General features: G+C 32.1%; 18 protein-coding genes and 3 pseudogenes. 7 read left to right on the top strand and 14 right to left on the bottom strand.

The genetic code is table 11. The features are described 5' to 3' along the window. Window positions 1-186: 186 nt before the first annotated feature. Window positions 187-1,700 (bottom strand): annotated as a pseudogene (locus tag AC0L4B_RS01550) (GH3 auxin-responsive promoter family protein). A 42-nt stretch (window positions 1,701-1,742) separates the two neighbouring features. On the opposite strand from AC0L4B_RS01550, the gene AC0L4B_RS01555 reads away from it, so the two are divergent. Together AC0L4B_RS01555 and AC0L4B_RS01560 are read left to right on the top strand one after the other, a co-directional pair. After that, window positions 1,743-2,537, top strand: coding sequence for a DUF2797 domain-containing protein (locus tag AC0L4B_RS01555; protein WP_473438252.1), 795 nt, complete (start codon window positions 1,743-1,745; stop codon window positions 2,535-2,537). A gap of 30 nt (window positions 2,538-2,567) precedes the next feature. Continuing rightward, window positions 2,568-2,816, top strand: a complete 249-nt coding sequence (locus AC0L4B_RS01560) for a hypothetical protein (protein WP_473438253.1) — start codon at window positions 2,568-2,570, stop codon at window positions 2,814-2,816. Between the two features lie 203 nt (window positions 2,817-3,019). Here AC0L4B_RS01560 and AC0L4B_RS01565 read toward each other — a convergent pair whose 3' ends face one another. From AC0L4B_RS01565 to AC0L4B_RS01575, 3 genes and pseudogenes are all read right to left on the bottom strand, one after another. Further along, on the bottom strand, window positions 3,020-3,532 hold the full coding sequence (locus tag AC0L4B_RS01565; RefSeq protein WP_473438254.1) for a gamma carbonic anhydrase family protein: 513 nt from the start codon (window positions 3,530-3,532) through the stop codon (window positions 3,020-3,022). Between the two features lie 14 nt (window positions 3,533-3,546). Beyond that, window positions 3,547-4,280, bottom strand: a pseudogene (locus AC0L4B_RS01570) (LytR/AlgR family response regulator transcription factor). A 2-nt stretch (window positions 4,281-4,282) separates the two neighbouring features. Further along, window positions 4,283-6,445 (bottom strand): histidine kinase, encoded by a 2,163-nt coding sequence (locus AC0L4B_RS01575; protein WP_473438255.1) that lies wholly within the window; start codon window positions 6,443-6,445, stop codon window positions 4,283-4,285. Between the two features lie 207 nt (window positions 6,446-6,652). Between AC0L4B_RS01575 and AC0L4B_RS01580 the strand changes: the two genes are divergently transcribed. Continuing rightward, entirely contained in the window at window positions 6,653-7,294 is a 642-nt protein-coding gene (locus AC0L4B_RS01580; protein ID WP_473438256.1) for an SIMPL domain-containing protein, read from the top strand. Next, window positions 7,260-7,580, top strand: coding sequence for a hypothetical protein (locus AC0L4B_RS01585; RefSeq protein WP_473438257.1), 321 nt, complete (start codon window positions 7,260-7,262; stop codon window positions 7,578-7,580). The genes AC0L4B_RS01580 and AC0L4B_RS01585 overlap by 35 nt, the downstream gene beginning before the upstream one ends. A 138-nt stretch (window positions 7,581-7,718) precedes the next feature. On the opposite strand, the gene AC0L4B_RS01590 is transcribed toward AC0L4B_RS01585, so the two are convergent. Beyond that, window positions 7,719-8,729 (bottom strand): PorP/SprF family type IX secretion system membrane protein, encoded by a 1,011-nt coding sequence (locus AC0L4B_RS01590; protein WP_473438258.1) that lies wholly within the window; start codon window positions 8,727-8,729, stop codon window positions 7,719-7,721. 261 nt (window positions 8,730-8,990) lie between these two features. On the opposite strand from AC0L4B_RS01590, the gene AC0L4B_RS01595 reads away from it, so the two are divergent. Next, window positions 8,991-9,893 (top strand): NifU family protein, encoded by a 903-nt coding sequence (locus AC0L4B_RS01595; protein ID WP_473438259.1) that lies wholly within the window; start codon window positions 8,991-8,993, stop codon window positions 9,891-9,893. Window positions 9,894-10,014: 121 nt separating this feature from the next. Then, window positions 10,015-10,215 carry a dodecin family protein gene (locus AC0L4B_RS01600; RefSeq protein WP_028290217.1) on the top strand — a complete coding sequence of 67 codons (201 nt, stop codon included), beginning with the start codon at window positions 10,015-10,017 and terminating at the stop codon, window positions 10,213-10,215. A 91-nt stretch (window positions 10,216-10,306) separates the two neighbouring features. Here AC0L4B_RS01600 and AC0L4B_RS01605 read toward each other — a convergent pair whose 3' ends face one another. Continuing rightward, window positions 10,307-16,777: a choice-of-anchor L domain-containing protein gene (locus tag AC0L4B_RS01605; RefSeq protein ID WP_473438260.1), complete on the bottom strand. Its 6,471-nt coding sequence runs from the start codon at window positions 16,775-16,777 to the stop codon at window positions 10,307-10,309. 253 nt (window positions 16,778-17,030) lie between these two features. On the opposite strand from AC0L4B_RS01605, the gene AC0L4B_RS01610 reads away from it, so the two are divergent. Further along, window positions 17,031-17,843 (top strand): mechanosensitive ion channel family protein, encoded by an 813-nt coding sequence (locus tag AC0L4B_RS01610; protein WP_473438261.1) that lies wholly within the window; start codon window positions 17,031-17,033, stop codon window positions 17,841-17,843. Here the strand turns inward: AC0L4B_RS01610 and tsaB are convergent, their stop codons facing one another. The 8 genes and pseudogenes from tsaB to AC0L4B_RS01650 all read right to left on the bottom strand — a co-directional run bounded on the left by tsaB (window position 17,844) and on the right by AC0L4B_RS01650 (window position 25,122). Beyond that, on the bottom strand, window positions 17,844-18,521 hold the full coding sequence (gene tsaB, locus AC0L4B_RS01615) for a tRNA (adenosine(37)-N6)-threonylcarbamoyltransferase complex dimerization subunit type 1 TsaB (RefSeq protein ID WP_473438262.1): 678 nt from the start codon (window positions 18,519-18,521) through the stop codon (window positions 17,844-17,846). Window positions 18,522-18,523: 2 nt separating this feature from the next. Continuing rightward, window positions 18,524-19,888, bottom strand: coding sequence for a TolC family protein (locus tag AC0L4B_RS01620; protein WP_473439373.1), 1,365 nt, complete (start codon window positions 19,886-19,888; stop codon window positions 18,524-18,526). 12 nt (window positions 19,889-19,900) lie between these two features. After that, window positions 19,901-21,019, bottom strand: coding sequence for an efflux RND transporter periplasmic adaptor subunit (locus AC0L4B_RS01625; RefSeq protein WP_473438263.1), 1,119 nt, complete (start codon window positions 21,017-21,019; stop codon window positions 19,901-19,903). 57 nt (window positions 21,020-21,076) lie between these two features. After that, complete coding sequence (locus AC0L4B_RS01630; RefSeq protein ID WP_473439374.1) at window positions 21,077-22,318, bottom strand: ABC transporter permease; 1,242 nt, start codon at window positions 22,316-22,318, stop codon at window positions 21,077-21,079. A 3-nt stretch (window positions 22,319-22,321) separates the two neighbouring features. After that, a complete protein-coding gene (locus tag AC0L4B_RS01635) occupies window positions 22,322-23,551 on the bottom strand; it encodes an ABC transporter permease (RefSeq protein ID WP_473438264.1) in 1,230 nt (409 codons plus the stop codon). After that, window positions 23,544-24,244 (bottom strand): annotated as a pseudogene (locus tag AC0L4B_RS01640) (ABC transporter ATP-binding protein). Before AC0L4B_RS01640 ends, AC0L4B_RS01635 begins: the two are co-directional and overlap by 8 nt. Window positions 24,245-24,343: 99 nt before the next feature. Then, window positions 24,344-24,574, bottom strand: a complete 231-nt coding sequence (locus AC0L4B_RS01645) for a hypothetical protein (RefSeq protein ID WP_473438265.1) — start codon at window positions 24,572-24,574, stop codon at window positions 24,344-24,346. Window positions 24,575-24,576: 2 nt separating this feature from the next. Beyond that, complete coding sequence (locus AC0L4B_RS01650) at window positions 24,577-25,122, bottom strand: DUF420 domain-containing protein (protein WP_473438266.1); 546 nt, start codon at window positions 25,120-25,122, stop codon at window positions 24,577-24,579. Window positions 25,123-25,145: the final 23 nt, after the last annotated feature.

A 25,145-nucleotide genomic window follows, 5' to 3' on the forward strand; every position in this document is an offset into this window, starting at 1 on the left:
ACAGTACGTAAAAACCACTTTAAACTTTGTTTAAAGTGGTTTTTTGATTAATTTAAATCTGACTCTCTCCCTAAAAATCAAATTAACAGCACACTCAATATACACTTTATTTGTCTGATTTACAAGTGATTACATTTTTTAATTATTTAAACTTTGAAGAGGTGTATTCTCTTAGGTAATTTATTTTTATTTGTTTAAAACTAACAACTCGTCTAAATACTGACGCGTATTAGACAACCTAGGGACTTTATGCTGACCTCCAAGCTTATTATTTTGTTTCAACCAATCATAAAACAACTGCTGTCTAGCAATGTGTATAGTTGGTTTATTTAACGTCATATTATTATAACGCTTAGCTTCGTAATCAGAATTTAAACTTTTGAGTGCGTTATCAAACAATTCATTAAAATAATTGATGTCTTCAGGAGGAGTTTTAAACTCGATTAACCACTCGTGAGCACCTTTTTCTTTACCTTCCATAAATATTGGTGCAGCAGTGTAATCTACAATTTCTGAACTTGTTTTAATACACACTTTTTTTAAGGCATCTTCAGCATTTTCGATAATCAACTCTTCACCAAAAACATTAATATGATGTTTTGTTCGACCAGACACTTTTATACGATACGGACTAATAGATACAAACCTAATAGTATCACCAATCATATAGCGCCAAAGTCCTGCATTAGTAGTTATAATTACAGCATAATTTTTATTTAGTTGGACTTCGCTTAAAGGAATTACTTTTTGATTTTTAGTGCCATAAGTATCCATTGGTATAAACTCATAAAAAATACCATAATCTAACATTAACAATAAATCACCTGTGTAGTTTTGATCTTGAATAGCAAAAAACCTTCGGAAGCATTATAAATCTCATAATACTTAAAATCCTTTTTAGGTAATACACTTCGGTATTGCTCTATGTAAGGATTAAAGCTTACTCCACCATGAAAATAAACTTCTAGATTTGGCCAAATATCAAACAAACTTGATTTATCCGTTTGATCCAACACGTTATTAAGTAACACTAACATCCAACTTGGTACTCCAGCAAGACTGGTTACGTTTTCATTAATTGTTTCGTTAACAATAGCAGCCATTTTAGTTTCCCACTCACTCATTAAACTAACCTTACTACTAGGTGTACTACTGTATTCTGCCCAAAAAGGCATATTGTCTATTAGTATAGCACTTAAATCTCCAAAAACAGTTCCGTTTTGTTTGTAAAGTTCTTTACTTCCACCAAGCCTAAGACTTTTACCTGTAAATAACTGTGAGTCCTCGTTGTTATTTAAATACATACATAATAAATCTTTACTAGCTGCATAATGGCAATCTTCTAAACTGTCACTACTAACTGGTATAAATTTACTTTTTGCACTTGTTGTTCCACTAGATTTTGCAAACCATTTTATTGGTTTGGGCCAAAAAATATTGTGTTCTCCACGTCGTGCGCGTTCAATATTATCATGCACATCTTCATAGGTACAAATTGGGACACGATCTGCAAATGTTGCATAATTTTTAATAGAAGAAAACTGGTGCTGTTTACCAATTTCGGTATCCTTTGCAATATCTAATAAGCTAAATAAAAGTTCTTGTTGGACCTCGTTTGGGTATTTTAAAAACAATTCTATTTGATGAAAACGTTTTTTTAAAAACCAAGATGCAATAGAATTTACAAGAGGGATTGACATAGTTATTTGTATCTTTAAGTTTTAAAAATAATACTTTTTTTTATGACCTACCAAGGTGTATTGACAAAAATGCAAACCGAGTTTTCTGATCCCATAAACTACTATTTGGTGTTTAAAAACGACTTTATAAATTTTAACCAATTACTAAACAAAACCTTAAGTTTTAATTTTGTAGGTTACGAGTGTTTAAATTGCCATTTGGATAAGCCTATTTACAGACAAGGTTTTTGTAAAAGCTGCTTTTTTGATGTGCCACAAGCAGCAGATTGGATCATGAAACCCGAATTAAGTAAAGCGCATTTGGATATTGAAGATCGTGATTTAGCCTATGAAAAACAAGCACAATTACAACCTCACATAGTCTATTTGGCTAATTCTAGCAATGTAAAAGTGGGTGTAACTAGAAAAGGTCAAGTACCAACGCGTTGGATAGACCAAGGTGCTCATGAAGCTATTGAGATTGTTGAAGTACCAAACCGTTATCTTGCTGGTATTACTGAAGTTGCTTTAAAAGATCATGTTGGTGATAAAACCAATTGGAGAACCATGCTTAAAAATGAAATTAAAGATGAAAATTTAATTGAATGGAGAGATAAATTAAAGCCTTTTATACCTGAGGAAGCTATGCAGTTTTTTATAGAAGATAATAAGGAGACAAACATTGAGTTTCCGGTATTACAATATCCTAAAAAACCTAAATCTTTAAACTTTAAAAAAACCGCAAATTATACTGGTGTGTTAAAAGGTATTAAAGGTCAATATTTAATTTTTGAAGATGACACTGTTTGTAATATAAGAAGTAATGAAGGTACTGTTGTTAGTATAAATATCTTGTAATTAAGAAGTATTAATTACGACTTAGTCTACATGACTACATTAATATTTGTTTACAATGCCAAATCTGGTTTAAAAAACTTAGCAATAGATATTGCGCATAAATTATTTAGCCCTAAAACATATGCTTGTAGCTTATGCGCTTTGACTTTTGACACTTTTAGAGAGAATACTATTTGGAAAGATTTTAGAAAACGAACTGCTTTAAATATTGAATTTTTACATAGTGATGAGTTTGAAAAAAATTTAACAACAAAAGCTATAACTATCCTATTATACTAAGTCAAAACAAAACGACGTTATCAACTTTTTTATCGTCTACAAAAATTGAAGCGTTAACTTCTGTTGAGGAACTTATACTTACTATTGAATCCAACTCTTGCGACATGCTGCGTTAGCGGTAGAAATGGCATCCTTTTTTTGCTGCCATATATGGCAAAAAAAGATATAATGGATGACGCGACCCTTGTGGTAACGCCCAAAAATTATTTAAACCAACCTGAATATTTAACGTAATTCTCTGCAATACGATTGATCTCTCCATTTATTAATGCTTTACTAATATCTTTTACTTTTTTTGCTGGTACGCCTGCATAAATACTACCAGACTCCACCACTGTATTTTGGGTTACGACTGCTCCTGCTGCAATTATACTATTACTTTCTACAACACAGTTATCCATTACAATGCTTCCCATACCTATTAAAACATTGTCGTTAATGGTACATCCATGCACTATTGCATTATGTCCAATGGACACATTATCTCCTATTATGGTCGGATATTTTTGATAGGTACAGTGTACTACTGCTCCATCTTGGACATTAACTTTATCGCCTAATTTTATATAATTGACGTCTCCACGTAATACAGCATTAAACCAGATACTACATTGTTGTCCTATTTGGACATCACCTACAATAGTTGCGTTTTCTGCAATATAACAGTCTTCTGATATTTGAGGTGATTTACCGTTTACTGGCTTTATTATTGGCATAGTTTTAGTTTTTTTTAATTAAAATAAGATAGTAAGTCAGACTTTTTGGAAGCTGATACCATGATTTGTTTTTGGTTACTTAATATTACGCTTCCGCCTTTACCTTTTACATACTTAACGACTTCGGACACGTTTACTAAATAACTTTTGTGTACACGTGCAAATCCTGATGGTGTTAAAGCGTCTTGAAAATATTTAAGTGTTTTACTTACTAACTTTTTTTGTTGTCTTTTAAATAAATTTCTGTGTAATTATCGTCTGCCTTGCAATATAAAATATCTGTTGTATTTAAAACTTCAAATCCATCTTGTTGTGGTATGGTTATTTTACCTACTACTGTGTTTGTTTTTGGCACTAGGACTTGATCTTGTAAAGCGTTTTCTTTGATTTTTATTGTAGAGACGTAATCTACTGCTTTAATAAGTTCGTCTATGTCAATAGGCTTCATTAAATAATAGGATGCGTGTGCGTTTAAGGCATCCATAGCGTAGTTATTATAAGCGGTTACAAATATGGTTTCAAAATCGCGATTACCCACTTTATCTAATAGATCAAATGCATTTCCGTATGGCATCTCTACGTCTAAAAAAACCAAATCTAGCTCTAAAGTACGAATTAACTCTAGGGCTTGATTAATGTTTTCGGCTTCGCCTAAAATCTCTACTTTTGGACAGTATTTGGTTAAGTAATTTTTTAATATGGCTCTGCTTTGTGCTTCGTCCTCTACTAATATTGCTTTTAATGTCATGATTAATCTTTCTTTATAGTTACTACGACTTTTGTCCCAACGTCACCTTCTACGCTATTATCGTCAATAAAAACATCTACTTTGTCTTTATACATTTGGTTTAAAATAGATACTCTTTTTTTGATATTACCTAATCCTTTTGAGTTATGTTTTTGCTGATTTTCAGTCTTTAATTGTTTGGATTTTTTGCGTCCAATACCATTATCTGCAATAGTTATTGTTATGACTCCTATTTGCTTTTTGGTTATTGATATATCTAATAAACCTAACTCTTTTTTATAACGTAGTCCATGCCACACTGCATTCTCAATGTATGGCTGTAATAGCATTGGCGGAATTTTATAGGCTTCGATATCAATACTTTTATCTACATTTATTTGGTATTCAAACTTATCTTTAAACCTGAAATGCTCTAATTTTGTGTATAATTGAATCAACTCAATTTCTTTTTGAAGCGGAATAAAATCTTCTTCAGAGTTTTCTAAAACTGCACGCATGAGCTTAGAAAAATCTGAAAGGTATTTGTTTGCTGTACGCTCATCATTTGTTGCAATAAAACTGTTAACCGAGTTTAATGCATTGAAAATAAAATGTGGATTCATTTGACTACGTAATGATTTTAATGCTAGCAAATTGTTTGCTAACTTTTGCTGCTTAATATACTTGTACATTAAATAAGCGGTTAAAGCTAATAGGAATAATCCTCCAATTAATGAATAAATTATTAACTGCTGGCTTTTATTTTTTTCTTCTGAAAGAGCAACTTGACTTAAAGTTAATTTACGATCTGTTTCAAGGGTTGTTATCCTATTTTGTTTTTCCGCAATACTTTTATTAAATCGTGCTGCTTGTGATATTTCTTGCTCCTTTTTAATGTAAAGCTGATCAACGGTTTTGACATATTCTTCAAAGGTTTTTTTAGCTTCAGTAAAATTACCAGACTCCACGTATGCATCGGTCAACTTTTTGGTCGCGTCTTTTTTTACAATTAAATCTTCTTTTACATCTGCTTCTTCAATACTTTTTTCTAAATATGGAATGGCTTCATTGTATTCTTTTTGAAGAAAATAAGCATTACCAATTTTATAATTTTGCTTCTGTTTGGTTAAACTGCTTTCGTTAGAAATGATTGAGTCTTTTTCGATTGTATCAATATCATTGATAATATCTTTTCTCAATTTAATTTCTTCACTATAAGAACGGTTTGTATTTTGAAAATCAGCAAATTTTATCTTTTGTTCGACCTCTCTTGTTTTATTTTCTTGAGCTGCAAGTGCAACAGAATTTTCAAGTATAACCTCTGCCTTACGTTTTCTACCATCAGAAGTATATACTTGACCTAATTTAGAGTTAAGGTCTGTAACTTTACGCTTAATATTGTTTACTTCTGCGACCTCTAATCCTTTTTTATAAGCGGTTTCTGCTTTGGAATTTTGTTTGATAGCGACATAAACGTCACCCAAACCTTCATTACGTATTATACGTTGCCAATTAGAAAGATCTTCAGACTTTAAACTATTATATAACGCTAAACTTTCTTGATAGTTTTTGTTATGGTAAAAGGCTTTTGCTAATTTTAATTGGACGTCTTTTGAGTTGACATTTTTTATACTTATTCTATAGTTTGTTACAGCAAGATCATATTGTTTCCAGTGCATGTATACATCTGCTAAAACCTCAAAAGCTTCTGCGTTTTGTTTAACCGAATTACTTTTAGGAATGCTTTCCGTTATAAACTGAATACTTTTTTCTGCAGATATTTTTTTATAAAACAGAGCAGAGTCAATAATACTTTCAAACGAATGAACTTTACTTGCTTTTGTTTCAAAAGAAACACCTTCTATTAAAGATTGCACCTCTACTTTGATATCATCATCCGACTTAACGGTATAGTAAATAGTTTCAAAATCTTTATGACTAATCATGATTTCGTCACCAATCTTTACATTAATTCTAAAATCACCACTTAAACTAGTACTTGTGTAAGATCCACCATTTACTTGTACATTAACGTTTGATATTGGATCAAAGCTATCCTTATCTATAACTTCTCCCTTTATTGTAAAAGTAGCTTCTTTTTTACTTTCTAAATTTTGCTGAGCATTAATTGTATTAAAACACACAAAACATAAAATGCAGATATATATAAATTTGATTTTTTTCATTAATAGGTTTTATAAAACATAAACTTACGCACTTTAACCCATTAATTAAAATACAGGTTTTAGCTATTTATAGTTAAACTAATCAAAACTACTGACTTTACTAATTTACACTACAGACATACTAAGTCATACACCTATTACACTCATTATAGTTTTTAAATCAATAAAGTTGCGGTTAGGTTTACTTAAATTAAAACTAAATTTATCATGAAACAAACCAAGCTATTTTTATTATTTATAATTATTACTTTAAATGCTTTTTCACAGCATAAAGGTAACTACAATCAAACTTTATCTAGACAAAATATTGCTACTGGCAACGCCATAGTATATGGTCACACTCCCAAACATATTACTCCAAAATTAAATCCAAGCAGTACTATTGTTATTGATGTTAAAGCATTACAAAACGTAAAAGCAACCTCGTATACTGCTGTTTTTAATGTCTCACAAATTGGTCAAACTGCAGAAATAACTAATCAATTAATGACTAAGCGTATCAATCTGATTAAAAATGAATTACTTCAATTTGGTATACTAGACAAGGATATTGCTATTGATGTTATCTCTTTTGTTCCTGTTTATGAAGTAGAAGTCACCAAAAAGTTATTTAGTAAAACATATACCGAAGTCCCTAAGGGTTTCGAGCTACAACAAAACATCCATATTAAATTTAATAACACACAACAATTTGAAAACATATTAACTGCATGTGCAAAAAATGAAATTTACAACTTAGTAAAAGTGGATTATTTTATAGACAATATTACTCAAGTCTATAAAAATCTTCAAAAAGAATTATTAGCTTTAATTGATGATAAAAAAGTATTACAACCTTTTAGGCTTTAATCTTTCTGAATACCATGTTATGATGGCAGATCAAAAATATTGTTACTTCCCTAAAGACTTTTATCAAAGCTATCAAGCATTTAATAGTATTTCATTTCAAGCATTAAAACAAAACAAAGGAGTAACCGAAGCTAAAAAACAAACCTCATATTACTACCAACCTATAACCTATGAAAATTATGATGTTATAATAAACCCTTCCATTTTAGAACCTGTAGTACAAATTGGTATGGAAATAAAATTACACTTTACACCAAAGCCTAAAATCCAAAAAAAGAACCAATAGTTAAAACGCAAATTAAACCAACCTACTATGTTATTTCTCCTAACGGAACCATTGATGTAAAAGAACTAAAAACACAATAGTTTTACACACAAAAAAGCCTCGATTAAATCGAGGCTTTTTTTAATATTTTAAAATAGACTAGTTAATTGCAGGACAATTACAGCTATATCTTTCTTTACCACAATTAAAGTTAAACCCTAATGTTAATTGATGAAAACCACCATTATTAAACACCACAGAGTTTGACTGGTAACTGTAAGTATAAGCAAATACAAAGTTATTAACCTCTACACCTAAAATTGGCGTTATATATTGCAATTTTTGACTACTTACACCTGTACCATCAACAAATTCTGCTCCATCTAAACTACGTCTGTAAGATAATCCTCCCCAAACTTTACCAAAGTCAACAGACTTATATGCTTTAAGATTAATATCAAAAGAGGCTTCTTCAGTAGCATCTCTATACATAAACATCGCAGACGGTTCAAAAGACCAATCACTTCCGTAGCTTCCAAAGGTATTTCCAACAGAGACTAAATATGTTCTTAAATTATCATAACTTAAACCTTGCTCGTTAAAATTAACACCTTCATTGTTTAAAAGGTTTTTAACTGTAGCATGAGCATAAAAGTTATACAAAAAATAAGACATACCTAAATCTACATTAAAGTTAGTTGCAGATTGCTCTATACCTGCAATGATTGGATCAAATCCATCAGCTAGAAAAGAAGTCTCATCTAATTTATATTGTATTGCTCCAGCACTTAAACCAAACGATAACTGATTTAAATCGGTAGTACTTCTAGAAAACATTAAATGGTGTGCGTAAGTAAAGTAAGCACCTGTTTGAGAGTGATACCCATTTTTATCACTGTATACAATTGCTCCAATACCAGAAGGACCATCACCAATACGACCATTAACACTAGCAGTCACCAATTTAGGCGCATCATCATCTCCAAACCATTGTTGTCTACCAGTTATTCTAACCTTAGCACAATTTGCTGCACCAGCCATAGAAGGGTGAATTAAGTAGTAGTTGTCCGTTAAATAATCAGAATAAATAGGTAAACCCTCTTGGGCATTAACAAACTGTGATCCAAAAATTGTAACAATAGCTAATAAAAATATGTTTTTTAAATTCATAATTCCTTTTTTCGAGGTAGGTTGGTTAGTTATATAAAAGCTAAACTATTAAATTAATAACTTAATTTTAACTTAAAAAGTATAAATAAAACTCAAATATATAAATTTAGAGCAAATAAATTCAATCCTAAAAGTTAAAGATTTAAATATAAATTCTTTTATAGTACAAACCTTACTTTTTGTAATAAACTCCTGATTCAGTAAAACATAAATATAATAGATATCTATTATTTTGTTTACTATTTTTGTAAAAAAATAAAGATGAGTAATTTTAAAGTTTCAACACAAGAAACCTCAAATCCAGCCATATTAAAATTCGAATTAAATCAGTTTATTACTAAACATCAAAGTTTCGAATTTAATAACATAGACGACGCTAAAGACTCTCCGTTAGCGCAACAATTATTTTACCTACCATTTGTTAAAAAAGTATATATTTCTAGTAATTTTATTGCTATAGAACGTTACAACATTGTACAATGGGATGATGTAAAACAAGAAGTGGCACAACAAATTGAAAGCTATTTAAATAACGATGGTGTTGTTGTCAATGAAAATGCCGAAACTAAAAAAGTTGCTGTTACCGTTTACACGGAAAGCACGCCAAACCCATCAGTTTTAAAATTTGTGGCTAACAAAAAATTAGTAACCGCATCTTACGAGTTTACTTCAATCGAAACTGCAAAACCATCACCTATGGCAACGGAATTATTTCATTTTCCGTTTGTTAAAAGTGTCTTTTTTGACGAAAATTTTGTCTCAATAACAAAATACGATATAGCAGAGTGGAATGATATTTCTTTTGAACTAAGAGAATTTATTAGAACATACATTGAAGATGCCAAAGAGATTGTATCACCAAATGCACCAGAAGTAGAAGAAAAAACTATTGAAAAAGTTGAAGCTCACTTTGAAACACTTGATGACACCTCTAAACAAATTGTAAATATCTTAGAAGAATACGTTAAACCAGCAGTTGCTAGTGACGGAGGAAACATTCAATTTGAGTCTTACGACGAAAACACAAAAACTGTTAAAGTTATTTTGCAAGGTGCTTGTAGTGGTTGTCCATCATCAACTTTTACATTAAAAAACGGAATTGAAAATATGCTAAAAGAAATGTTAGCAGGTAAAGTAAACTCGGTAGTTGCCATAAATGGTTAATTTAAACAGATAAATACTACCTTTTATCTGTTTTATTGTTCTAATTGAATTTGAAACTAACTTGTTTCTAATTTAATATTCGTAATTTTAAAGGACAATCAATAATTTAAAACAAAATATTATGGCAGTATTAAAAGTAATTGAAGTATTATCTAACTCGGAAAAAAGTTGGGAAGACGCAACTAAAAAAGCAGTAAAACACGCAGCTAAAAGCGTTAAAAATATTAGATCTGTGTATGTACAAGATCAAAGTGCTAGTGTAAAAGATGACGAGGTTGTTGACTTTAGAGTTAACCTTAAAATTACTTTTGAAGTTAAGTAATAACTTCTAGTAGTTTTACTTTATATAAAAAAGCCTGAACATTATGTTCAGGCTTTTTTTTGTGTATTACTTATTTGCTTTTAAAGCTACTTTAGCGTTTTAGGGTAAAGTGCGCTTTAAATTGTTTTCTGGTGTTATTAGTATCATTCGGCTCTCTGTAATCTACAGTAAACCAATAATCACTGGTTGGCATTGGGTTACCATTGTAGGTTCCATCCCATCCTGATCCTATTGGACTTAACTGTTTTATTAGCTTTCCGTAACGATCAAATATGTAAATAACTGCATCTGGTTGATTGCCGATCCCGTAGATGTTCCATGTGTCATTAAACCCATCGTCGTTTGGTGTAAAGAAGTGTGGATAGTCCATGATTGATACTGGTACACTTCGCTCTCCACATCCGTTTATATCTCTTACTGTTATTATATGGTCTCCTGCTCCTACATCTTTAAAGGTAAAGCTTCCGTTGTTTGGGATATTACTTTCCCATGGTCCATCGTCTAAACTAAACTCATAAACTCCTACTCCACTTCCTGTTGCTGTAACTTCTATATTATGAACATCTGCAAAGGCTTCTGTTAATAATTCATAGGTTACTGTTGGTGGCTCACTTTCTTCGACTATAGTCGTATCTGTGTTTTCACATCCAGTGGTTACATTGGTTACTATAACTTCATAAGTACCTGCTTGGGTTGGCTCTAAGCTACTTCCTGTTTCTCCCGAAAGGGTTACTCCGTCTAATGACCACTCAAAGGTGTATTGGGTCTCATCTAATCCTGTGTCTATGATTGGTGCGCTGACTACTTCTGACCCATTGGTGTTGATACATAGTAAATAACTGTCTTCTAAATCAAACTCTGGTAATGGATGGACTTGTAAGATGATTTCGGCTGTATCATAACAGATTGAACTGTCTACCATGGTTCCGGTTCCATCGTCTACCATTGTGTCGTTATCTACTCTTACGTAAATAACTTGTGGGTTAACGATGTTTTCATATAATAATGGTAATGGATTGATGCCTGCATCTGCATCTGATTGTGACTCATAATAACTTACAATGTAGTTTAATGGATCTTGTCCGTCTAATACTTCGTCATTTAAACTTTCTAAATCAAATTGTACACTATCATTGGTGGTGTCTCCATCGGTTTCCATGTTGTCATCACATAACTCATAATTTATTGGATCCATATCTGGATTGGCTTGTGCTGCTTCTTGAACCTCTATCACAAACGTTGTTGTGGTATCACAACCAGTGATGGTATTAGTGATGTTTACATAAATGGTTTGTGGATTACTAGTGTTGGTATATGGACTAACCAAGGCATTAACAGATTGGTCTGCTTCTGCTTGTGTCTCATGATAAGTGACTGTAAAAAGGGTTGGGTCTTGTCCGTTTAGGATTTCGTCCGTTTTACTCTCTAAATCAAATCCATATTGTCCGTCATTAAATAATTCGCAATAAATATAATCTGATATTGGCACTACTGCTGGTAATGGGTTGACCATGATATCAAAACTTACAATAGTAAAACATCCTGTTCCACCTGTTCCTAAAGCATCTGACCCATTAGTTACACGTACATATATAGTTTGTGGTGTAATCGCTACGCCTGGATTGTTTGGATCTTCATTACTATGCATGGTTGGATCTACAATCTGATTGCTTCCCATTAAGGCATCGTCTAGATCTGTGTAGTAACTTGCACTAACGTTGGCTTCTCCATTTATGGTTGCAACCTCGTTGGTGGTTAGGTCAAAGATTTCGATTAAATCGTTTGGTCCAGCTACATCAACATCATCACATAACACGATATTATCTGGGTTTGGTGTTGGTGTTGGGTTTGGTAATACACGTATGGTTAACGTCGTGAATGAAAAACATCCTGTGTCACCATCGGTAACACGTACATACACTGTTTGTGGATTGGCTGGATTGGTACCGACCATCATATTGGTGTATTGGGTTGGGTCTACTATAGCATTACTGTCTGCGTTAGCATCGGCTTGTGTTTCGTAATACGTCACAATCCAACTAGCAGTACCTGCTGTGATTTCATCATTTTTAACGGTTAAATCAAAAGTGGCTATCTCATCATTGTTTTCGTAATAATTAGCATCTAACTCATCACAAATGGTTAATGGTGTTGGTTGTACGATTACTGGTGGAAATTCTACGCTGATTATAAATTCGCCTGTACTAACACATCCATTGGTATTACTTACTAAACGTATATAAATAGTTTGTGAGTTGGTTACGTTGGTATAGTTACTTGTGTTAGCGATTGGACTAGTACCACTGTCTGCATTGGCTTGTGTGGTGTGGTAGGTTAGTGTGAAATCTGATGGGTTTTGAGTCCCTAAGATTTGTGGTGTCATAACCGTATCAAAATCAAATTGATTGAAACCATCGTCATTATCATCACAAACTACGTAATCGTCGATTGCTACTGGTACTACTGGTGAAGGTTGCACGTCTAATGGTAGCATAACGATAGTAAAACATCCTGTGTTGTCATTTTCTGCACGCACATAGACCATTTGGGTATTGGCTACAATGTTGGTATATGGACTTACTAATGCATTGATGTCGTTGATGGCATCCGACTCGGTTTCGTGGTAGCTAATAGTGACATCTGGCTCTCCGTTTAAGATTGTTGTAGTTTGACTGTCTAAGTCAAAGCTTGAGAATCCGTCGTTATCATCATCACATACTACTAATGCTGCTGGTGTAGCTTGTGGTGATGGTGTTGGGTTTACTCGTAAATCTAAAGTAATGGTACTAACGCAATTAGTTACATTGTCTTCGGCTCTGATATACACCGTTTGGGCATTGGCAACATTGGTATATGGACTAAAGATTTGGTCTGCTGTTGTTGCATTATCGGCTCCAGATTGTGTGAAATAGTACGTTAACGTAATACCACTTTGTCCGTTTAAAATTTGTGCATTGGCATCTTCTAAAGTAAATTCTTCTTGCGCTAAAGCGCTAGTTTCTCCTGGTAAATCTGTAGCATTACACAACTCTAATGCATCTGGCTGTACTAATACTGGTAATGGATTAACTACTAAATCCATGGTTGTTACTGTTGAACATCCATTGGCGTTATCGTCTACTCTAACCCATATAGTTTGTAAATCTGGAGTAGTGTTTGTATAAGCATTTGGGGTTGCTATTGCATTTTGTGGTACTTCTGCATTGGCTAAAGTCTCGTAAAATGTAATCGTGTAATCTGCTGTAGCTAAATCGTTACTTGTATCTGAATCTAACTGATTTAAAATCTCTGCATTATTTAATTCTAAATCAAAAATTGCAATTCCATCGGCATCGTTATCACAAACTTCCAATGGACTTGGATCTGTGATTTGAGGTGTTGGGTAAACGATTAGAGTTAACGTTTCATAACTAGCACATGCTGTTGATATTGTTGTGCTTTCTACTCGAACATAAATGGTTTGAGTGTTTTCGACTATATTATTATATGAACTAGTTAAAGGGTTAACATTTAACTGAGCGTCACTTGACGTTTCATGATAGGTTACCGTTAATCCTGGTGCGCCTGCTGTGATTTCGGCATCTGCATCTGTTAATGTAAACACTCCAAAACCATCACTATCTGGATCACAAAATGTTAAATCTGATGGTGGAAAGGTTACTGGTGCTTGCTCTACTTCTAATTGTAATGTCGTAGTTGTATAACACGTCGTATTTACATCTTCTACTCGTACAAATATAATTTGTGGATTACTGATGTTATCGTAAGGTATTGGTAAAGGATTAACCTCTGCGTCTGCGTCTGCTTGTGTCAAATAATATGTCACTGCATATGATGGGTTACCTCCACTAATCTCATTATTTTTTATACTTAAATCTATACTAGTTAATCCATCTGGTGTACCATCATCACATACTGATAATGCGGTTGGTGTCACTGCGGTGGGTAGTGGGTTTACAATTAAATCAAAAGTAGTGTTACCATAACATGTTGGATTAGCATTTTCATTAACACGAACATAAATAGTTTGTTGAGATAAAACTGTATTTTGATACGTTGTAGGATTAGCAATAGCATTAGTTTCAGTGGATAGATCAGTCATAGTTTCATAAAAAGAAACAGTATAATCATTAGGATCTTGAGTTCCTAAGATTATAGATTCTTGTGACGTTAGGTCAAAAATTTCAACTCCATCCTCTGATTGATCATCACAAACGACCATATCCATTGGTTGTGTTGCTATGGCTACAGTATTAACAACTAAAGTAAATTCCCCATTTGGATCTTGACTAACAGTATAACAAGTTGGATCTAAAATATTTTCTACTCTAACAAAAATAAATTCACCATTACTTCCATTATATGGACTTGACAAAGCATTAGCACCTGTATCTGCATCTGTAAAAGAAGTGTGATAAGTTACAACAAAATCTGAAGTGGCTTGAGTCCCTAAAATAGAAGCTGTTTGAGATTCTAAATCAAAAAGCTCAAATCCATCATTTGAGATATCATCACATACTTCCATATCCAAAACAGGATTGATATCTGTTATAGTAACATCTATATTAAATGAGTCCGTATCAAAACATGTTTGAGAAGCAGTATCATCAATTCTAACATATATTGTTTCAGGATAAGTACCTGTTCCTATATAATTTGATGGATCTACAATTTCATTTATATCATTTTCTGCGTCAGCTAAAAGATTATAATAGCTAACAGTTACTTCTGTTGGGTCTTGAGTACCTATCACTTCAACATCGTTTAGAGTAAGATCAAACACCTCGTCTCCAGTTGGATTATCACAAACCTCTATATCAATAATGTTTTCTGCAGTTGGACCTGGAATAAATTCTACAATAACAGAATCAGAAGTTTGACAAGATCCCGAAAAAATAACATCTACACTATAAACACCGTTTTGTGTAGCGTCTAAAGTTGACCCCGTTTCTCCTGGAATAACATTACCATCTAAATACCATATATGAGTAGCAGAAGGTACATTTGTATCAAGAGGAATTACACCTCCACTACAAATTGCTGTACCCTGAGCTATGGTAACATCTTCTCCTAAATCACCTCCTAAATTAAAAGAACCTGCTCCCAAAAACACTGCAGCATTATATGCTGAATCTCCATCATCAGCGATAACTAATTTTATCTTATAATTATTATTTGGAATGACATTTGCGAAAGCTGTCATTGGTAGAGTATAACCTCTAAAATCAATTGGAGAATTTATAGCAGGCTCTCCTCCTGCACCATAATACGAATCAAAATATCCAGGATTAACTGAAGCACAAGACGCATTATAAGTATTATCTCTTACTGTAAAAACAGACACAACATCTGTTGTTCCTGGTACTATAGCTAAATTAGTAACATTCCCTGTTGTAAGATCTGTTAATAAAAACGCAAATGCATCTGTAAAACTACACTGAAAACCTCCATATTCTTCAGAAGCAAATAAGAAATCAAAACTTATAGAATTAGCAATTGGTACAAAATCAAACTCAATATATGTTGCATCATTAGTATCTCCTACATTTAAACCAGGAATTGCATTTTCTAAATCAGCATCACCAGCCCATCCGCCACTACTTTGGGTTCCTGTTTCAGGTCCTTCAGCTTCCATAGCATCACCAGAATTTAAAACAATTCCAGATTCAAAAGCAAAAGCACCAGGAAGTGCTGTAAAATATCCTATCCCGTTTTCTTGTCCAAAATTAATACCAGTACTAGATCCAATAGAAGAAACTGTTGCACATGGACTATCAATTAACACATTTTCTACTAACTCATCAACAGTATATGTTGTTTGATCAACATCAATATATGGACTTAAAACGTCAACTTCAATAGTAACTGACTCTGAGCATCCTGTTGGATTAATATCACTTGCAGTAAATGTCACAGTGTAAGTCCCAATATTATTATAGTCGTGACTAACAGACTGTCCTGTTGCGGAAGTACCATCACCAAAATTCCAACTATAAATAGCACCTGTATCATCATCTCCAAAAACAGCACTACCATCAAAACTGACAGTTCCACCCAAAGCAATTTGAATTACCCCTGTACCATCTGCTACAGGATTTGTCGTATCTATTGTTGGCGTAATATCTTGACAGGACTGTAGACAAGATACATTTGCTGCCCAACCTAAAGTATTGGTACTAGCATCTGATATAAACTCTATTGTTAAACAGCCTGAAAGACTATTTGAGGATGCAGAAACTGTACCTGGATTATTTGCTGCTCCTCCTCCTGAAAAAACACCAATAACATCAGCTGTAATATCATCACCATCGTAAATAGTCATAATATCCGAATTTAATTGTGTACTAAATAAAGTAAATTGTAATTGAACAAACTGATCTGGTCCATCAGGACAAATAGTCATTACATAGTTTTCTCCATCCATATAATTTGCTGTAGATCCACCCGAATCATAAAACACTCCAGAACATTGGTTAACTGTTCCGTTTTGCATAATAATATCTTGAGATTTAGCATTTAGTACAATACTGAGGAAAGTTATAACTAGTAGAAGTTTTTTCATGTTTTATTATAATAAGGGATTGATATAATTACGATTTACAATTATACTAAAATTATGATTAATAAATTTAGCAAAAACACTATTACACGTATTAAAATCAATAAAATAGCTCCTTTTTTTGTAAGAAAAATAGAGCTTATTTAAATTAACAATACATCTGTTTTGAATAAAACAATTTTAATCTATTTATTCCTACCCAAAGAAAAAGATTAACATTAATAATTATATTTGCTTAAAACAAAAATTATATATTATGGATTTACAAAAATGGCTTGATAAAGGCACAGAGTTAATTATTGAATACACTCCAAAATTAGTAGCTGCTATTGCTATTTGGATTATTGGTAATTTTATAATTAAGCAATTAGTTAAAGGCTTAAAAAAATTAATGGCTATAAGAAGTTATGATGAAAGCCTACAGAAGTTTTTACTAAACCTTATTAATTGGATTTTCAAAATTGTTTTAATAATTGTAGTACTGGGCACATTAGGTGTTGAAACCACTTCTTTTGCTGCTATTATTGCTGCTGCTGGGTTAGCAATTGGTCTTGCATTACAAGGCTCATTAGGTAATTTTGCTGGTGGTGTTTTAATAATGTTATTTAAACCTTTTAAAATAGGAGATTTAATTGAAGCTCAAGGAGAAGTTGGCGTTGTAAAAGAAATTCAAATATTTACTACTAAACTTACAGGTTTATCAAACAGAGAAATTATTATACCAAATGGTTCTTTATCTAACGGAAATATTATTAATTTTTCTACTGAAGGAACACGTCGTGTAGACTTAGTTTTTGGTGTAGGATATGATTCTGACATTAAAAAAACAAAGGACGTTTTAATGAAAGTTTTAAAAGATCACCCAAAAGTTTTACAATCTCCAGAGCCAACAGTTAATGTTATGGAACTAGCTGACAGCTCGGTGAATTTTGCTGTTAGACCATGGTCTACAACTGAGGACTACTGGACTGTGTACTTTGATGTTACTGAACAAACTAAAGAAGCATTAGATGCTGCAGGAATAGAAATACCTTACCCACATTCTGTTGAAATTCAAAAAGAAGGATAATTATTTTTTAGACTTTGGTTTTAACGCAACAAAGTCTTTTAAATAGTAAGGCTCAAAATAAGCGACATCTTCGGTGTCGCTTTTTTTATACTTATCAAAACTTAATGCACTCATTTGGTCTGCAGATGGCAACTTGTTTTCGATAAAAACTGCATTAGTGTGAGATAATAATGTTTTAGTTTTTGCAACACCATCACCAATAAAATAAACTTTACCTAGATTTAATTGTTCTTCAAAAGACTTTTCGTCTAATATTTGAGCTTTAATCTCTCTAACCAATGTATTATTTATATCAAATATAGCAGAATAGACTTCTAAACGTCTTGCATCTAACATTGGTACAATAAGACCAGAATCTGCTTCAACTTGTTTTGCTAAAGCTTGCAAAGTTGATACAGAGATTAAAGGTATATTTAAAGCATAAGCTAAACCTTTTGCTGCAGATACACCAATACGTAATCCTGTATAAGAACCAGGACCTTTACTTACAGCTATTGCTTGTAATTGTTCTGAGTTTATTTTAGCTTCTTTTAAAACTTCTTCAATGTAAACATGGAGTTTTTCTGCGTGAGAATATCCATTTCCATAATCTTCTTTTAACACCAAAGTCTCTCCTTGGTTAGAAAGAGAGACTGAACAGTTTGTTGTTGATGTTTCTATATTTAATATATATGCCACTTTTATTCTGTTATTGGTTTGTCAAGATAAAAATCTAAAACTTTAGTTTTAAATACATAGTTATATTTTGCATTCAAAAAAGAGGATTGTGCATTTATTAGCCTATTTCTAACTTGTTCTAGTTGAAACGAAGTACTGACCCCTAAATCATACTTATCCTGCTCATTTTGAAACGCTAATTCTTGAGATTCTAATGATATTTTTGAAGCTTCATATTGTGTTAATGAAGCTTTAGCATCTGCAAAAGCTTGTTCAACATTAGACGTTAGTGTTTGCTTTTCTTGCTCTAAAGCTAAAGTAACACGTTCTTTTGTGATTTCAGCACGTTTAACACTCGCATCAGTTCTAAAACCATTAAATATTGGAATACTTAAACTAAACCCAACATTGTAACCCAAATTGTTTTCAATTTGCTCTAAAAATCCATTTTTTTGATTTTCAATTATAGGTAATCCTGTATTAGGGTCTAAACCTACTATAATTGGTAATACATCTTCCTGACCTTGTAAATGCTGGTAAGAGGTACTTGCTCCTGCACCAAAACTTAAAGTAGGATAATAAGTACTTCTAGCAATTTGATAATTTAATTCTGCATTATCTATACCTAATTGAGCTCCTTTAATTTCTGGTCTATTGGCTAAGGCGTAAGATAATATTTCATTTGAGTTATTATATGCTAAAACTGCTTCAGTTAAATCAATATTTACATTTTCTATATCAAACCCTTTTGCAGGAACTTGTAACAGTTGAGATAAGTTTAATAATGATAATTCGACATTATTTTCTGCATTAACTAAACGCTCATTATCTGATGCTAATTGAGACTTAGACACTAACAAATCTGCTCTTGCTCTTGCTCCAGCATCCACAAGTTCTTGAACTTGATCTAAACTTTTTTGGCTGATTGATACTTGCTCTTGGGCCTGCTTTACAGCTTCACGATTAAATAGAATGTTTAAATAAGCATTAACCACATTTAATGAGATATTATTTTTTAAAATATCTAACTGTACTTTACTACTTTCAATACCTAATTCGGCTTGTTTTTGCAGATTTGTATTTCTGAAACCATTAAACAAAGTAACACCTGTACTAAGCCCGAATCCATTACCTCTAGAATCTACTGAGATTCTACTTCCATTTTGATCTATAAAAGAACCAAAATTCCAGTTTTGAGAGGCACTACCACTAACCGTTGGCAAAAAATTACCTTTTGCAGATTTTAAGTCCTGCTCTGCTATTTGCTGATCTAATATAGATTGTTTTACCGAAATATTATTTTGTAAAGCATAATCTACACTTTCCTTTAAAGTCCATTTTTTTCTTGACCTACTGCTGTTATAGCTATAAAAAATGCTAATGTAAATTGTAGTATATTTTTAGTCTTCATCTTCATCGTTATCTTCTTTTGATGCTTTATTCCACACTTTAATTTTATCTCCTTCTTTAACACCATCTGTAATTTCAACATTTATACCGTCTGATAATCCTAATTCTACATTTTGTTTTTCAAATTTACCAGCTTCTTTTTCAATTTCAACAAAAGGCTTTTCTGTAATTCTGTTAAACTGTAGTAAAGATTCTTTAATTACTAAAGTACTATCTCTGCTTTCCATTTCTATTTCTGCATTAGCACTATAACCAGCTCTAATTTTTGTTGAAGACTCTACAGTTACATCTGCTTTAATTGTAAACTGTACAGCTCCATTTTCTTCCATACCTTTAGGAGCTACAAATGTCAGTTTAGCAGGAAATTCTTTTTCGTTTATTGCTCCAAGAATAACCTTAATATCTTTTCCTTCTTCTAATTTTCCTACTTCAGCTTCATCAACTTTTCCTTCAAAAATCATTTTACTCATATCTGCTATTGTAGCGATAGTTGTACCTGCATTAAAGTTGTTACTTTCAATAACCTGATCACCTTCTCGTACAGGAATTTCTAGGATAGTACCAGGTATTAATGCTACAATATTTGTATTAGCAGAACCACCACCAGATAATGAACCACGTTTTATAATTTGGTAATTATTTTGAGCTTGGTTTAAAGTTTCTTGTGCTTGATTTAAAGTTAATTGACTATTTTCAAAATCTTGTTTAGATATTACACCTTTGTCAAATAATGTTTTATTACGATCGTACAATGTTTTAGCATTATTAAAAGATAATTTTGCTGTAGATATTTGACCACTTGCTCCAACTAAACTTTGCTCGTTTGGCACTACTCTAATTTTAGCTATTACATCTCCTTTCTGAACAATATCACCTTCTTCAACTAAAATTTTATCGATAATTCCTGATATTTGAGGTTTAAGTTCTACCTCTTCCTCTGGATTTAATTTACCTGTTGCAACTGTTTTGGTTTGCATAGATGTGTAAAAAGGAACTGCTGTTTTAAAATCTTCAACAGATTTTGAATTAGAGTCTTTAAAGTATTTTAACACCATAACTAGAGCTGCTACCAAAGCTACTATTACAATTATTTTGATTATTTTTTTCATTTTTATACAGTTTACTCAGTTGATTTTATTGGTTTAAATCTATATTTTGATTGATTTTTATTCTTCTCTTAAAGCATCTATAGGTTTTATACTTGTAGCTTTAAAAGCAGGTATTAATCCTATTAAAGTTCCTAAAAACACTAATATTAATAAGGCTATAAATACTACAGCAATAGATACTGATGCGTTGACAATAACAGCTTCTGTACCTTGTCCAAAAGCAGCATCAAGCGCTATCAAAATCCAACCTCCACTAATTATTCCTAGAAGTCCAGCTAATAGTGTTATAAAAACAGCTTCTACTACTATTTGTCTTTTAATTTCATATGGTGTTGCACCTAAGGCACGTCTTACACCTATCTCTTTGGTTCGCTCTTTAACCGTAATTAACAAGATATTACCAATAGCAAATACACCAGCTATTAAGGTTGCTATACCCACAAACCATGTTAAAAACTGCATACCAGTTAAAAAACCTGTGATTTTTGCAAATTCTTTTCCTAAATTAAAACTTCCAAAAGCACGCTTATCATCAGGATGAATGTTGTTTAAGTTTTTTAAAATTAGTTTAGCATCTGCTTCAATTTGAGAGATGTCATAGTCTGCTTTTCCAGTAATCATCATCCATCTAATCTCGTCTCCCATATTATAGATTTGCTGAAAGGTTGTAAATGGAATATGCATATCACTTGAAGGTCCCATATTAGCGTTACCTGTTTCAAACATACCAACAACTTTAAAATTCATTCCGTTTAACTGAATGTATTCTCCTATCATTTCAGCATCTTTTTCAAAAAGTTGCTTGTAAATTTCTTCTGAAATAACGACTACTTTTCGATTTTCATCAATATCTGTTTGGTTGATAAAACGACCTTGAATCATTTTCTTTTTTTGGACTTGATCCAAAATTGGATAATCACCATTAACACTAAAGCTTCCTGATAAAAAATCATGGACTACTAATGTAGAATTTACATTTCTTGGCACTACAAACTCTATTCCTTCTACATTTTCTTCAATTTTTTTAGCATCACTAACCGTTAAGTTTACTTGTCTACCTTCTTGAAAACCTTTAAAAGGTTTACTAGTACTTTGTGCCCAAACAAACACACTATTTGTAGCAAAGTCACCAAATAAGCGATTAAAAGAATTTTCTAATCCTTTTGCAGATCCTAATAATCCAATAAGTAATAAAATTCCCCACCATACACCAACCATAGTTAATGCAGAACGTAGTTTATTTTTACTTAAACTATCGTAAACTTCTTGCCATGTATCTCTTTCGAATAAAAACATTATAATTTAATCATTTCTAAGTGCAACAATCGGTTTAATTCTCGAGGCTTTTTTTGCAGGTAAATAGCCTGCTATACCTCCAGCAACTATAAGTGTTATTGATGCAGCAACTACTACACTTAAACTAACAGATGGATCTTTAATAAAATATTTTTCAAGCATTGGACCTGCTAACTCTACAACTCCCATACCAATAAGCAAACCTACAAATCCAGCTATTAAAGTAACCAAAATAGATTCTAACAATATAATAAGTACTATGGATTTAGGTGAAGCACCTAAGGCTTTTCTAATACCAATTTCTTTAGTACGCTCTTTAACAATAAATATCATCATGTTACTAATACCAACTATTCCTGCTATTAATGTTCCAAAACCAATAACTAAAACCATAACACCTAAACCTCCTGTCATTTGGTTAATAGCCTTAGATTCGTTAGCCAAATTTCTTACTCTAATGGCGCGTTGATCATTTTGAGATACTAAAAATCTATCTTTTAGTTTTTTTGTAAGTTGATTACTAAAACCGATGGCTTGATCAAAATTTAAATCAGGATTATAAGTCAGGTTAATTTGGTCTATATAATCGTTATTACCATAAATTTGTTGCGCTGTAGAAATTGGCATGTAGATTAAACGCTCTTCATTATCTCCTCCATCGTCACTAAAAATCCCAACGACTTTGTATTGTATTCCGTTAAGGTTAATGTATTTTCCTAAGGCTGTAGTTTTTAAAAACAAATCTTCTTCAACTAATCGACCAATGACCACTACTTTTGTTTTGTTATCCACATCTAACTGGTTGATATAGCGACCATATTCTACTTTAGTGTTTTCTAAAAATTGATGATCAGGATGAACTGCTCTAATATTATAACTGCTTTGTTCGTTTCTAAAAGAAGCTATACCTCCTCTGTAAACTCTTGCAGTTATAAATTGAACTTTATCTCCAAATTCATCTTTGATATACTGGTAGTCTTCATTTTTAAATTGAATTTGACGACCAGCTTGCAATCCTTTATTGGCTTTTGAGGTACGTCCAGATTGTATAAAAACAGAGTTAGCTGCATCATCAGCAAATGCATTATCAAATGTATTAACAAGACCATTAACTACTCCAAATAGTATTGCAAATAAAGAAATAGCAAATGCTACGGTAAAACCAGATAGTAAACTTCTGGTCCTATTCATGTTTATACTTTGAAAAATTTCGCGCCAAAGGTCTCTATCAAACATGTGCAGAAGCTCTTTCTTGATTAACAAATACATCTTCCATAATCACACCATCTTTAAGACGCACAATACGCTTACACATATTTGCAATATCCTCTTCATGAGTCACCATTAAGATGGTTTTACCTTCATCGTTTAACGATTGGATAAAATCCATAATCTCATAAGATGTTTTAGTATCTAATGCTCCTGTTGGCTCATCTGCCAATAATAATTTAGGGTTTGCTGCTAGAGCTCTTGCAATGGCTACACGTTGTTTTTGACCACCTGATAACTCGTTAGGTAAATGGTTTGCCCAATTAGCTAATCCTACTTTTTCAAGATGAAATAACGATTTTTCTAAACGTTCTTTACGTTTAAGTCCTTGATAATATAGTGGAAGTGCTACATTTTCGATTGCATTTTTATAGTTTATTAAGTTGAAGGATTGAAAAATGAATCCTAAAAACTTATTTCTATAAATAGCAGCTTTTTTTCGGTAAGATTTACAATTGGTACACCATCTAAAACATATTCGCCTTCATCAGCTTCATCTAACATCCCAATAATATTAAGTAATGTTGATTTACCAGAACCTGAAGATCCCATAATAGCAACCATTTCTCCTTCTTCTACAGAAAGATCAATTCCTTTTAAAACATGTAGACTAGAATCGCCTATTGGGTAAGACTTGTGAAGCTTGCTTATTTTGAGCATAGTGATGGTTTTTTGATTGATAAATGACTCAATACAAATAAGACTACTAAGCTTACAAAATGTTACATAATTTTGTAACTTTTTTTAAACAACTATTTTTTAAGCAGTCTTATCTTTTTTAACTTTAAAATATTTCCAATAAATAAAAAATCCTAATCCAAAAACTAGGATGTAAGGTATGGACATTAGGTATACGATACCATTGTTTATTCCTTTAGCAGCAGTTTGTCCTTCTTCGTTTTCTAAAACTGCACGACACATTGCACATTGTGCATTGCTGTGGATTGTAAACAACACTGAAATTACAAAAAATATAATCTTATTTTTCATACTTAAACGTAATAAGGCGAAATCATTAAATACACTATAACACCTGTTACAGCAACATACAACCATATTGGGAAGGTTATTTTTGCAATTTTTTTATGACGTTGAAAATTATTTGTTATACCTCTTACATAAGTAATTAACACAAAAGGAATAACTACAATTGATAGTAAAATATGCGTTATTAAAATAAAATAATAAACATATTTAATCATGCCTTCTCCTCCAAACTTAGTTGAATCACTAGTCATGTGATAAGCAACATACATTAATAAAAATAAAACCGATAGACTTATAGCAAACTTCATTAAGTTTTCATGTAGTTTTTGGTTATTATTTTTAATTGCCCAAACAGCTATTATTAACACCAATGCTGTTAAAGCATTAACACCAGCATAAATTGGAGGTAAGAAAGTTAATGGCTCTATATTAAAACCAAAATCTTTTAATTTTATGGTAAATAGTATTGCTACTGCAACAGGAATTACAATTGATAAAATGATGATCCACTTATTGTATTTTTCCTCTCCGTTTAATTTTCTAGTACTCATAATAGGTGTTAATAAATCTAATG

It is taken from the genome of Olleya sp. NP1-10 (assembly GCF_055804415.1).

Bases quoted from the DNA above. Each gene is read 5' to 3' on its own strand.
- AC0L4B_RS01590 (WP_473438258.1), bottom strand. From the start codon at position 8,729: ATGAATTTAAAAAACATATTTTTATTAGCTATTGTTACAATTTTTGGA.
- AC0L4B_RS01635 (WP_473438264.1), bottom strand. From the start codon at position 23,551: ATGTTTGATAGAGACCTTTGGCGCGAAATTTTTCAAAGTATAAACATG.
- AC0L4B_RS01645 (WP_473438265.1), bottom strand. From the start codon at position 24,574: ATGAAAAATAAGATTATATTTTTTGTAATTTCAGTGTTGTTTACAATC.
- AC0L4B_RS01585 (WP_473438257.1), top strand. From the start codon at position 7,260: ATGATAAAAAAGTATTACAACCTTTTAGGCTTTAATCTTTCTGAATAC.
- AC0L4B_RS01555 (WP_473438252.1), top strand. From the start codon at position 1,743: ATGACCTACCAAGGTGTATTGACAAAAATGCAAACCGAGTTTTCTGAT.
- AC0L4B_RS01595 (WP_473438259.1), top strand. From the start codon at position 8,991: ATGAGTAATTTTAAAGTTTCAACACAAGAAACCTCAAATCCAGCCATA.
- AC0L4B_RS01600 (WP_028290217.1), top strand. From the start codon at position 10,015: ATGGCAGTATTAAAAGTAATTGAAGTATTATCTAACTCGGAAAAAAGT.
- AC0L4B_RS01580 (WP_473438256.1), top strand. From the start codon at position 6,653: ATGAAACAAACCAAGCTATTTTTATTATTTATAATTATTACTTTAAAT.
- AC0L4B_RS01625 (WP_473438263.1), bottom strand. From the start codon at position 21,019: ATGAAAAAAATAATCAAAATAATTGTAATAGTAGCTTTGGTAGCAGCT.
- AC0L4B_RS01575 (WP_473438255.1), bottom strand. From the start codon at position 6,445: ATGAAAAAAATCAAATTTATATATATCTGCATTTTATGTTTTGTGTGT.
- AC0L4B_RS01560 (WP_473438253.1), top strand. From the start codon at position 2,568: ATGACTACATTAATATTTGTTTACAATGCCAAATCTGGTTTAAAAAAC.
- AC0L4B_RS01605 (WP_473438260.1), bottom strand. From the start codon at position 16,777: ATGAAAAAACTTCTACTAGTTATAACTTTCCTCAGTATTGTACTAAAT.
- AC0L4B_RS01650 (WP_473438266.1), bottom strand. From the start codon at position 25,122: ATGAGTACTAGAAAATTAAACGGAGAGGAAAAATACAATAAGTGGATC.
- AC0L4B_RS01565 (WP_473438254.1), bottom strand. From the start codon at position 3,532: ATGCCAATAATAAAGCCAGTAAACGGTAAATCACCTCAAATATCAGAA.
- AC0L4B_RS01610 (WP_473438261.1), top strand. From the start codon at position 17,031: ATGGATTTACAAAAATGGCTTGATAAAGGCACAGAGTTAATTATTGAA.